This is a genomic window from Drancourtella sp. An12 (assembly GCF_002160935.1).
Lineage (GTDB): Bacteria > Bacillota > Clostridia > Lachnospirales > Lachnospiraceae > Sellimonas > Sellimonas catena.
On sequence record NZ_NFLO01000016.1, the window covers coordinates 27040 to 38774 of the forward strand.

The 11735-nt window shown below is 47.5% G+C and carries 11 protein-coding genes; 7 read left to right on the plus strand and 4 right to left on the minus strand.

Annotated features, from left to right (window positions below; all coding sequences use genetic code 11):
- The first annotated feature begins 132 nt into the window (after window positions 1–132).
- From B5E64_RS12970 to B5E64_RS13005, 7 genes are all read left to right on the plus strand, one after another.
- Window positions 133–1086, plus strand: a complete 954-nt coding sequence (locus B5E64_RS12970; protein WP_087168894.1) for an AAA family ATPase — start codon at window positions 133–135, stop codon at window positions 1084–1086.
- A gap of 1 nt (window position 1087) precedes the next feature.
- Window positions 1088–2218: a DUF58 domain-containing protein gene (locus B5E64_RS12975; RefSeq protein WP_087168895.1), complete on the plus strand. Its 1131-nt coding sequence runs from the start codon at window positions 1088–1090 to the stop codon at window positions 2216–2218.
- Window positions 2211–3140 carry a DUF4129 domain-containing protein gene (locus B5E64_RS12980; RefSeq protein WP_087168896.1) on the plus strand — a complete coding sequence of 310 codons (930 nt, stop codon included), beginning with the start codon at window positions 2211–2213 and terminating at the stop codon, window positions 3138–3140. Before B5E64_RS12975 ends, B5E64_RS12980 begins: the two co-directional genes overlap by 8 nt.
- Before the next feature lie 132 nt (window positions 3141–3272).
- Complete coding sequence (locus B5E64_RS12985; RefSeq protein ID WP_087168897.1) at window positions 3273–3488, plus strand: helix-turn-helix transcriptional regulator; 216 nt, start codon at window positions 3273–3275, stop codon at window positions 3486–3488.
- Window positions 3475–3882: a hypothetical protein gene (locus B5E64_RS12990; protein ID WP_242960195.1), complete on the plus strand. Its 408-nt coding sequence runs from the start codon at window positions 3475–3477 to the stop codon at window positions 3880–3882. Before B5E64_RS12985 ends, B5E64_RS12990 begins: the two co-directional genes overlap by 14 nt.
- Window positions 3883–3931: 49 nt before the next feature.
- Window positions 3932–4123 (plus strand): hypothetical protein, encoded by a 192-nt coding sequence (locus B5E64_RS12995; RefSeq protein WP_087168898.1) that lies wholly within the window; start codon window positions 3932–3934, stop codon window positions 4121–4123.
- A gap of 176 nt (window positions 4124–4299) precedes the next feature.
- Window positions 4300–6198, plus strand: a complete 1899-nt coding sequence (locus B5E64_RS13005) for a hypothetical protein (RefSeq protein WP_343284071.1) — start codon at window positions 4300–4302, stop codon at window positions 6196–6198.
- Window positions 6199–6535: 337 nt separating this feature from the next.
- Here the strand turns inward: B5E64_RS13005 and B5E64_RS13010 are convergent, their stop codons facing one another.
- From B5E64_RS13010 to miaA, 4 genes are read right to left on the minus strand one after another with little or no spacing between them, the layout of a single operon-like run.
- A complete protein-coding gene (locus B5E64_RS13010) occupies window positions 6536–8164 on the minus strand; it encodes an FAD-dependent protein (protein ID WP_087168901.1) in 1629 nt (542 codons plus the stop codon).
- Complete coding sequence (locus B5E64_RS13015) at window positions 8158–9459, minus strand: NAD(P)/FAD-dependent oxidoreductase (protein WP_087168902.1); 1302 nt, start codon at window positions 9457–9459, stop codon at window positions 8158–8160. Before B5E64_RS13015 ends, B5E64_RS13010 begins: the two co-directional genes overlap by 7 nt.
- Window positions 9460–9469: 10 nt before the next feature.
- Complete coding sequence (locus tag B5E64_RS13020) at window positions 9470–10759, minus strand: methionine gamma-lyase family protein (RefSeq protein WP_087168940.1); 1290 nt, start codon at window positions 10757–10759, stop codon at window positions 9470–9472.
- 1 nt (window position 10760) lies between these two features.
- Window positions 10761–11729 (minus strand): tRNA (adenosine(37)-N6)-dimethylallyltransferase MiaA, encoded by a 969-nt coding sequence (gene miaA / locus B5E64_RS13025; RefSeq protein ID WP_087168903.1) that lies wholly within the window; start codon window positions 11727–11729, stop codon window positions 10761–10763.
- Between the last annotated feature and the right edge of the window lie 6 nt (window positions 11730–11735).

The window sequence follows — 11735 nt, forward strand, 5'->3', positions numbered from 1 at the left end:
TCCCGCAAATAACAGTCATAAAACGAAATCTTATATAATGCAAACAGAAAAAATCAATTCATAACAGTACCTTTCCCTCCATTACATGTTATAATAATCCTTAGCTATAATCTGAACAAAGGAGTTATTGACATGAACACAGAAACCCGAAACGAAAAAATCAATGCAATCCGGGAAAACATCGGAAAAGTCCTGGTTGGAAAGGAAAAGCTGACAGATCTGATTCTTACTGCCATTATCGCAGAAGGTCACATCCTTCTGGAAGACGTCCCTGGTTCCGGAAAAACAGTCATGGCGAAGTCTCTGGCCCGTTCTATCGACGCGGAATTCAGCAGAATTCAGTTCACACCGGATCTTCTTCCATCTGATGTAACCGGACTGAATTACTATAACCAGAAAGAGGGCGAATTTACATTCCGGGAAGGTCCTGTATTCTGCAACATTCTTCTGGCAGACGAAATCAACCGTGCGACACCAAGAACCCAGTCCGCGCTTCTGGAATGTATGGAAGAGCGTCAGGTGACCGTGGACGGTGTCACCTATCCTCTTGACCGCCCGTTTTTTGTTATTGCGACTCAGAACCCGGTCGAGACTTCCGGAACCTTTCCTCTTCCGGAAGCACAGCTGGACCGTTTCCTGATGCAGCTCTCCATGGGACTTCCAAGTGTTCAGGAGGAATGTGCCATTATGGAGCGTTTCCTGACGTCCAGTCCTCTGACAGAACTTGGCTCCGTCTGTACGGCCGAAGAACTCATCGAGCTTCAAAAAGACTATCTGGATATCCGTATTCATCCGATGCTGATTGATTATATCGCCCGTATTGTGCATGCCACCCGTACTTCCGGTGACTGTCTGGCAGGGGTAAGCCCGCGTGGTACTCTGGCTCTTCTCCGCGCCGTGCGTGCCTATGCCATGGTGCAGGGCCGGTCCTATGTTGTCCCGGAAGACATCAAGACGCTGGCCATCCCGGTTCTCGCACACCGCCTTGTCTTCCCGTCAGGTCATATTCTGGACCGGACAGCAGAACGGTTCCTGGAGGGCATTCTGGATCAGACCGAATTACCAACGGAAGAGTGGGGGAAATAATATGATCATCCTGCCAACTCTGTTTGCAGTCCTTTTACTTTATATTCTGCAGGCAGTCTATTACAAAAAATACTGGATGAGAGGTCTGGAATGCCAGATCCGGTTTCAGGATCATGCGGTCAATGAAGGAGACGCTTCCTGTCTTCTGGAGACAATCACAAACCGCAAACTGCTCCCTCTCACCACACTTCAGGTAAAATTTTCGGTCAGTCGGAAACTGAAATTTTCGGAAGCGGAAAATACTGCAACGACGGACAATAATTATCGGAACGACATTTTCTCCGTCATGTCCTATGAGAAAATTTCACGGAGTCTGCCGTTTACTGCGACAAAACGGGGATGCTATCAGGTCTGGAATCTGGATCTGATTTCCTTTGATTTGTTCCTCATGAACAAATCCGTGATTTCAAGAGCGGTGGATACTTCCCTGTATGTATACCCGAAACCGGTTCCATTCGCGGAATTAAAGGCGCCTTTCCGCAAAATGATGGGAACAATTCTCACCCGGAATTCCGCGTTTGAAGATCCTTTTGAATTCCGCGGCATCCGGCCGTACCAGCAGTATGATCCCATGAAAGCGGTAAACTGGAAGGCATCTGCCAAGACCGGAGAACTGATGGTGAATGTACACGATTACACGGCCAGCCGTCAGGTTACCATTTTTCTGAATCTTGCCGACGATTCCAGCTGGCACTCGGAGCGCCTGTTCGAAAACGCCATTCGTCTAGCCGCCTCTTATGCGGAACTTCTTCTGGCAGAAGGGATTCCGGTACAGCTGATCACCAACGGGATCGATGCAATGACGAAGCAGACGCTGGTTCTTCCCGCCGGAGCCGGAACACACCATATCCGCACACTCAAGGAAGGGCTTGCAAGACTCAGCGACCGTTCGCAGGATCTGCCGGAGCTGGAGCCTTTGATTGCCGAAAAACTGTCTGTTACACACGGGGCGGATTTTTATCTTCTGATTTCCTATTCTCAGAACAGCCGCCTTCTCCGGACTTTTGACCAGCTTTGCCTTCAGTCCGAAGGTTCCCAGTGGATTGCTCCGCTTCACAATGATATGGAATTTCTCCAGGACCGCTGCCCTCATGCGGTCTCCATGAAATGGGAGGTGTCACGCATTGAATAAGTTATATCAGTTTTACTGCCGTCACTCTCTTGCGGTCTTTCATGTGATTCTCCTGGCCGCAGCAGGGGTTTTATGTCTGGTCAACTACTATACAAAAGATCCCTTTTTTGCCGACTGTGCATATGCCGTATTTGTCGTGGATATCTTCTCCGTGCTGATTCACACAAACCAGCAGGGAATATATGATTATATGAGAATGAACAAAGATGTTTCTCATGTACCGAAGCGGCAGATCTATCTGATTAACACTCTGCTGTTAACCGGATTTCTGATATTGACAGGCGGATGCATGTTCCTTTTTGTTCATCTTCCTTACCGTAATGTCATTGATGCGGTTAAAACAGTTTTTGTGGCTGTCATCCGATGGATTCTTCAGCTGCTGCTTCGTAAAGGGTCTGCACCGGAAGAAGAGATCATAACTCAGGAAACAGAGCCGTTTTTCCAGAATCTGCCCCGTTCTCAAAATGTTTCCTGGTTCGCCCGGATACTCGAGTATCTGTTTTTGATTATTGCTGTCGTTTCCATCGCGGCAATTCTGGTTCTGCTGCTTGTTGCGATTTACCGGAAGCTGACATCCAGGCGCGAAGGGACAGAACTGGACAAAAGGGAATTTGTCTCTCCGAAAATGGAGCGAAATAAAGTGAAACGGACTTCCTCCGGAGAAAAACTCCGTTTTTTTGACCGCAGTACGGAAGGGCGGATACGGAAACTGTATTATCGGTCCATACGCCGCCGGCTTCGTTCCGGAAAAACGCCGTCAAGATCCATGACCCCGTCTCAGATCGAAGCACTTGCCAGTCTTTCGCAGAATCCTGGCGCCGACCAGCTGCATGAGGCTTACGAAAAAGCCAGATACGATACGGAAAGCTGTGCAAAAGAGGATCTTGAAAAAGCAAAAGAAGGCGTGTCACGTCTTACGTAACAGGCATATTTGATTATACTGTAAAAACGGACTCTTCGGGGTCCGTTTTTTGTAAAGGAACCTTGACATTTTCTCGCAAGGCAGGTATGATCAAATTGTAAAGGCACCTTGTCAAAAGGAGGGATTCACTGCTTGAAAAATCGAGTCGAAGAGTTAAGGAAAAAATTAGGTATGAATCAAGGAGATTTTGCAAAAGCGATAAAAGTTTCTCGACAAACGGTTAGTTCGATAGAAACAGGCAAATATAATCCATCTTTGGAATTAGCCTTTGTCATATCTGATTTTTTTGGCGAAAGTATTGAGAACATATTCATCCATGAAAGGAGTGGAGAGAATGAAAAAGAGTAATTTGATAACCGGCTTTATATATCTCATTGCCGGTGTAGGAATCGGTCCCGGTCTTATGATAATTTTTAAATATTTCTACTGGAATAAACCGGAAAACAAAAAGAGATATCAAGAAAAATCAGAGAAAGAAGCGATTGAACTGCATGACGAATTAAATATAAAGCTGAGAGATAAATCAGGGCATTATGCGTATGTATATGGCATTATCGTTATCTGTTTTTCAATCGTTGTATTTTCCATATTAGGTCAGTTGGAAATCATTACTCATTCAGGCATAATATTGTTATATTTAGGTGCATATCTCATATTTCAACTTGTTATAAATACAACATGGGCGAAAACCCCTGGGCTTGCCCCGGGGATGAAGCCATCTTTTTTCTTTGCAAAGACATAGAACTAATATATAATATATGTATAATAAAGAAATGAAGGAGAATATCATCATGGCAAGGCCAAGAAGTAATAATGTACAGATCAATATCTCAATTCCTATAGAATGGAAAAACGAACTTGAAAATCTTGCCCGTATCTACTCCGTCGAAGAGGGCCGGACAATCACTTTTTTAGAATTGATGCGACGAGGTATCCAGGAAAAATATCAACTAGGGGAAATGTCAAATGACCTCAGGGACTGAACAATACCATAGGACATCACATTGTAAATATTTAACACAGTATCACATTATCTGGTGTCCGAAATTTCGTTTTTCTGTTCTAAAGGATGGGGCAGATGAAGCCTTGAAAAATATTCTGGCAGGCATATGTGATCGATACGGATACACAATTAAAGCATTAGAAATCATGCCGGACCATGTACATATTTTTGTGGACTGCCCACAGACTGTTGCCCCATGTGATATTGCGCGAACCCTCAAAAGCATCAGTGCAATTGAAATGTTTAAAGAATATCCGCAACTCAAAAGATTTTACGCGCGTGCTGGTGTACTCTGGTCGGCTGGATATTTTATCTCCTCTGTCGGACATATCAGTGAAACTACGGTCAAAAAATATATTGAGGAACAAAAACATGGCAAGGACGAAACATGAGAAAACTGAATATGAGAAATGCCGTAGAGTGTTCCGCTCACAGTCGGCAAGGCATGTCCTTGTTTTAGAAGTTGATATGTCAGAAGATATGAAACGCCGCGCCTTTTCTTTATCTGACCGGCTCCGTGTCTGCGGGAATAAACTTACAGCCAAATTAGAAAAAGGGCTGGCGCAGCTTATCCGAACCAAAAAATATAGGGCATTACTAAAAGATTATGGGGAACTCACAGAACGCCTGAAGCGTAGTCCTGACAATGAGGCTATTAAAAAAGCACGGAAAGAAATCGCTTCTAAGATGTCAGAGATGCAAAAAGCATATCATGTGTCATGGGATGACGCCTGTACATATATGCAATTCCTGAAAGACCGGGATGATCTTAACAGCATTTTTGCTCTTTCCCGTGTAGAAGATATTGGGGCAGGGGTGGAGAAAGTCCTTTTTGGCGGCGCAGAAACGATTCATTTCAAGAAACGCGGAGAGCTGCCAGAAATCAGGGCAAAACAAATTAACCGAGGCATCGTTCTGTATGTGGCCGATGGCAAATTGTATTTTAAATGTTCTAACATCGGAAACGAAAAGTTTACTACGAAGATTCTTGATAAGTTCCAACAGGACGAAGTAAACCGTCTGCTGGATTACCTTGCATCGCCGGAACAAAAGGATGAGATGGCCGTCAGCGCAATGATGGAAACAGGGGAAATAACCGATACATTCCGTCCATGCTATGGGGCTTTGGTCTGCAAGAAAATTCGCGGGAAGCTGCGGGTATATATGCATCTGACGATAGAAGGACACGCAGCTCCGAAATACAAAACTGACGGGGTTACCCCAAGACACACGTTCGGGAATGGACGTATCGGAATTGATATCGGCACGCAAACGGTCGCGTATACCTCCGACAAGGAAGTCGGCCTGAAAAATCTTTCTGAACGTGGCCTGTCCATTTTCCACGCGGAAAAACGGGAACGTCAGCTTCTCAGGAAAATGGACCGGAGCCGTCGTGCAACGAACCCAGATAATTATAATGCTGACGGGACTATCAAAAAAGGCTATAAAAAATGGGTGAAAAGTAAACGGTATATCGAAATACAGAAAGAGCATGCAAATCTCTGCCGTAAAAATGCAGAAAGCCGTAAATATGCAATCCATGAGGATGTCAACCATCTCCGGTGTATTGGGGACACCGTAATCACAGAACCGCCAAATTTTAAGGCTTTGCAGAAACGGGCAAAACAGAAAGACACGCAATCTGCCAGGGAGACTACCCAAAAGAAAAATCAACGGCGAAAACGATTTGGGAAATCTTTAAAAAATCGTTGTCCCGGAACCTTTCAGGCCGTATTGAAAACCAGATTTGAGATGACCGGAGGGGTTTACCATGAAGTCCAAAAGATGTTCCGCGCGAGTCAATACGACCACACTGCAGATGATTATATCAAGAAAAAGCTCTCTCAACGAATGTTTGCACTTGAGGATGGAGAAGTAGTGCAGAGGGATTGGTATTCTTCTTTTCTGCTGTACAACGCAAACCCGGATTTTTCTGCACCAGACCGTGAAACCTGCCTGAAAACTTTTGGTACCCTAAACGAAATGCACATTAAAATGATTGATTATATAAAACATGCCGGAATCCACGTACTGAACTCCGGCATCGCCTGTTAAGACCAAATATAGGGTGTTTGACTGTGCATCCTTATCGAAAGATAGAAGGCGTCCGCTAATGTGGACAATCGAGTCTGCTTGAACGCCAGTTTTGTTGCTCCAGGGCAAAGTATGAAGCCAAAGCCCTTGGTATTCGGTACTTTCGAGTTCGATACCTTGCGGTGTACGCTATCATGTTAATCCTGTCAATAGAACCCACGGGGCTTGCCCCGAGGAGCAGTCAGAGGTAGAATTATTTACAATCATCTGCTCAAACGCTATCGGTAACAAAAACCAGGGCAGTCAATCGTGTACAGAAGCACAATTGACTGCCCTGACTATTTTTATATAAGGAAAATCACTCGCAAAATGCTTGATACTTCTTCGCAACTGCTTCTGCTGTCTTCATGCCGTCCATGGCAGCCGAAGTAATTCCTCCTGCGTATCCGGCGCCTTCTCCACATGGATACAGCCCTTGAACATTCACGCTCTGCATCGTTTCATCTCTTGTAATTCTAACCGGCGAGGACGTCCTTGCCTCGACGCCGGAAAGAACCGTGTCGTCTCTGGAAAATCCATGAATTTTCTGTTCAAATGCTTCGATCCCTTCCTGAATGGAAGAAGCGATCTCTTCCGGGAAAATTCCACGTACATTGCCAAAGCAGTACGCCCCCTTCATCTGCGGAAGTACCTCTCCAAAGGAATCGGAAATTCGTCCGTTTTTAAAATCTCCGAAGCATTGTACCGGGATCTTTCCGTTTCCTGCTTCATATGCCCGCTCTTCCAGATGTCGTTGAAATTCCACTCCTGCAAGCGGTCCCTGATTTCCAGCTGCTGCATAGTCTTCCGGTGTCACGGTCACGATCACGGCGCTGTTGGCATTTTTTCCGGCTCTTCCATGATAACTCATTCCATTGACACAGAGACGGCCCTCTTCAGAGGACGCATTGACTACATAGCCTCCCGGACACATGCAGAACGTGTAGACTCCCCGCCCGTTTTCCGCTTTTGCCGTCAACTTGTATGCAGCCGCCGGAAGATCCGGATGTTGTTCCGTACCATACTGGGACAGATTGATCCGTTTCTGAAGGTGTTCGACACGGACGCCCACCGCAAAGGATTTTGCTTCCAGAAATACTCCTGTCTCTTTCAGCATCGCAAAGGTATCTCTTGCGCTGTGTCCCAAAGCCAGTACAACCACTTCCGCAGGAATCAGGGATTCTTTCCCCTGCTCTTCGATCCGGATTTCCTTCACTCTGCCGTCCCCGGTGCTGATTCCGGTCAGCTTTGTGTAAAACCGGCATTCTCCGCCGGAATCCTCTATGGATTCCCGCATCCGGCGTACCACATCAATCAGGATGTCCGTTCCGATATGTGGTTTATTCTCATACAGGATCTCCTCCGGTGCACCATGCGCCACAAAGATTTTCAGCACTTCCCGGTTTCTTCCTGCCGGATCTTTCACCAGAGTGTTCAGTTTCCCGTCGGAAAAAGTCCCTGCACCGCCCTCGCCAAACTGAACATTTGTCCTTGTATCCAGCACTCCGGTCTCCCAGAACGCCTCCACTGCTTTTTTTCGTTCTTCCACCGGCGCCCCGCGCTCAATCAGAATCGGACGGTATCCGTGTTTTGCAAGCAGATACGCACAGAACAGTCCGGCAGGACCACTTCCTACTACTACCGGCCGGTGTTTCATCTCAGACGCTTCCCTGCACGCCGGAAACTCATACGATGTTTCTTTTGCTTCGGATACATCCTTAAGTTTTCTGCGGGACAGAATCGCTTTTTCCTTCTTCACTTTTGTCAGCTTCACATCAACCGTGTATACATAATAAATTTCCGGTTTTTTTCTGGCATCAATCGAACGCTTCCGGATTTCAATGGACTGGATCTCTTCTCTGGACACGCCAAGAGCACGTTCGACCTTTCTTTCCAGCTCCTCTTTGGTATGTCCGGTTTTAATTTTCAGTTGTCCAATCCTTAACATTGCCTCTCCTTTCCGGCAGCACTGATGCCGGCCACATGACCGCTGGACCAGGCCCACTGCAGATTATAGCCGCCGCACATGCCGTCCACATCTACGATCTCCCCGGCAAAATACAGTCCCGGGATCAGACGTGATTCCATCGTATCCGGGCAGATTTCTTCGGTGGAAATTCCGCCCGCACTTACCTGTGCCTGTTCAAAGCCGTTCGTACCGGTAATTTCCGTCTGAAATCCTTTGATGATCTTTGCAAGACGGTAACGGTTCTGATCTCCCAGCCTGTCCACTTTCAGTTCTGGAGGGATTTCTGCCCTCTTCAGGAACACCGCCGCAAGTTTCTCATGAAAGATTCCGGTAAAAAACTGATTCATCGTCTTTTCCGGCCGCATCTGAATTCTGCTCATGAAAAAGCTTTCCAGCTGAGTCTCTGTAAATTCCGGCATGAAATCAAGCTCCGCTGCAACACTGGTCTTCTTATGTTCCAGAGCCCGCGCCGCGAAACGGCTTACCTGAAAGACCGGGATTCCGGAAATCCCGTATTCTGTAAACTGGATTTCTCCGATATCCAATGCCTCCACAACTCCATCACAGAGAAGTTCGATCTTTGCTCCCGCACGGACTCCTGCAAGAGACGGATAAAAATTTTCCCGGCATTTCAGCTGAACCAGTGCCGGCACACACGGAATGACCCGGTGTCCGAAGCTCTCTGCCAGCCTCATTCCGGTACCGTCCGCCTTTTGTACTCTTCCCGCAAGTCCGCCTGCTGTCAAAATCAGCTTTTCTGTCAGATAGACCTTTTCCTCTTCTCCGGTTTTTACAAGAACCATACGCTTTTTACTTTTTTTCTCCTGCTTCAAAATGCTTTTTACTGCCTTTACCCGGAAACTGTTTCCTTCTTTTTGAATCTCCTCCACGCAGACCGATGTCTCAATCCGGACATGCAGACGTCGAAGCTCCATGAGAAGGACATCCCGCACAGCGGATGCCTGTTCCGAGTGCGGATAAAGATACCCGTCTTTGTTTTTGGAGTAAAGTCCCAGTTCCATAAACAAACGGATCGTATCCGGCACCGGAAAACGGGAAATCACATCCTGGGCAAATTCCGGATGTTCTCCACGATAGGCTCCCGGTATCTGGTTAATATTTGTAAAATTGCATTTTCCGTTTCCAGTGGACAGAATCTTTTTTCCGAGCTGCTCATTCTGTTCCAGAATGGTCACTTCTGCACCCTGCCCCGCCGCCGCAATGGCGGCCATCATGCCGGAGGCGCCCCCTCCGATCACCAATACTTTCTCCATGCCTGCTCCTTTACTGAATCGTTACCACACCAGCTTCCACTAATTTCTGAAGGCTCATCAGAATTCCGAATTTGGCGTGTTCCCAGGTCAGTCCCCCCTGGAAATACACCGCATACGGCGGTTTGATCGGCGCATCTGCTGAGAGTTCGATGGAAGATCCCTGAACAAATGCTCCTGCTGCCATAATGACATCGCTGTCATAGCCCGGCATTGCCCATGGTTCCGGCGTCACATAGCTGTCCACCGGAGCAGCCGCCTGAATTCCCTGGCAGAAACGGATCACACCTTCCGCAGTTCCGAATTCTACCGCCTGAATGATGTCGTGCCGTTCTTCATCTTTGGACGGGATGACGTGGAAACCAAGTTCCTCATAGATTCCAGCCGCAAAGATTGCTCCTTTCACTGCTCCTTTGACCACAGTCGGCGCCAGAAACAGCCCTTGATAAAAGTCCTTCATAACTCCAAGGGACGCACCTACTTCTTTTCCAAGTCCCGGCGAAGTCAGACGGTATGCACAGTTCTCGATCAGATCTTTTCTTCCTGCGATATAGCCTCCGATCGGCGCAAGTCCGCCTCCCGGATTTTTGATCAGAGAGCCGACTACCATGTCTGCCCCCACATCGCTTGGCTCCTGCAGCTCCACAAACTCGCCGTAACAGTTGTCCACCATACAGATCACATCCGGGAACCGCTCTTTGATGAAACGGATCGCCTCTCCGATCTGGTCAACCGAGAAGCTCGGTCTCGTCTGATATCCCTTGGAACGCTGGATCGTGACAAGCTTGGTATCCGGGCGCACCGTTTTTGCAATCTTTTCAAAATCAAAGCTTCCATCCGGAAGAAGATCTACCTGGCGGTAGCTGATGCCGTATTCTTTCAAAGATCCTTTGGACTCCCGGATTCCGATGACTTCTTCCAGCGTATCATACGGCTTACCTGCCACGGAAATCATCTCATCTCCCGGTCTAAGATTGGCAGCCAGCGCAAGGGCAAGGGCATGGGTGCCGCAGGTAATCTGCGGGCGTACGAGAGCATCTTCCGTGTGAAAAATGTTCGCATACACCTGCTCCAGCGTATCTCTTCCAAAGTCATTGTAGCCATAGCCGGATACATACTGAAAGCACTCGGAATTCACTCTGGCTTTCTGCATCGCATGGACAACTTTCAACTGATTGTATTCTGCGATCCGGTCAATGGCTGCAAAACGCTCCTTTAAGGAGTCCTCAATCTTTGCCCCAAACTCATAGACCTTCCGCGAGATGCCTGCCTCCTCGTACTTTGCCTTTATGAACTCATCCATCTTATGACCTGTCATCTGATCCATTTTGTATTATTCCTCTTTTCCTTAGATTTTCCAGTAAAAATTCCAGTATTTTCGTTTCATCGTAATCAAATTCCTGCTTCGGGACCCAGATCACATCTCTTTCCCGCTTAAACCAGGTAATCTGACGCTTCGCAAAGTGTCTCGTATCCCGCTTCAAAATCCGGACAGCCTCCTCAAAAGGGATCTCTCCTTCCAGATAAGCAAGAATCTCTTTATATCCAAGCCCTTTCATGGACACCATGTCCCTTGTACAGCCCATATCCTTCAGTTTCCGGACTTCGTCGACCAGGCCCTCCTCCAGCATCTGGTCCACTCTCCGGTCAATCCGCCCGTAAAGCCTCTCCCGCTCATCGTTCAGGACGAAATACGCAAACTGATACGGTGACTCCTTCTGCCGCTCCGTCTCATTGTGTTCGGAGATTTTCTGTCCGGTCAGATGATAGAACTCCAGCGCACGAATTACCCGTTTCCGGTTATTCGGATGGATCTCTTCAGCCGCCCGTTCGTCCACTTCCCGCAGCTTTGCATGGAGCGCTTCCTCGCCGTACCGGTCTGCAAAATCTGCCAGCTCTTTCCGGTAACCGGTGTCCTCGCTGCTTTCCGTAAAATCAATATCATACAGAAGTGCCTGGATATAAAATCCGGTTCCCCCTGTCACAATCGGAATCATGCCCTTCTCATAGATTTCCTCCATCGCCTGTCTGGCAAGCTCCTGAAATTTCACAACATGAAATTCTTCTGTCGGTTCCAGCACATCAATGAGATAATGCGGCACACCGTCCATTTCTTCCGCGCGGATCTTGGCCGAACCGATGTCCATATACCGGTATACCTGCATGGAATCCGCCGAGATGACCGCTCCGCCGATTTTCTTTGCAAGCCCGATGGAAAGGGCTGTCTTCCCTACCGCCGTCGGACCTGTCAGTATAACCAGTGGTCGTTTCATTTTTAT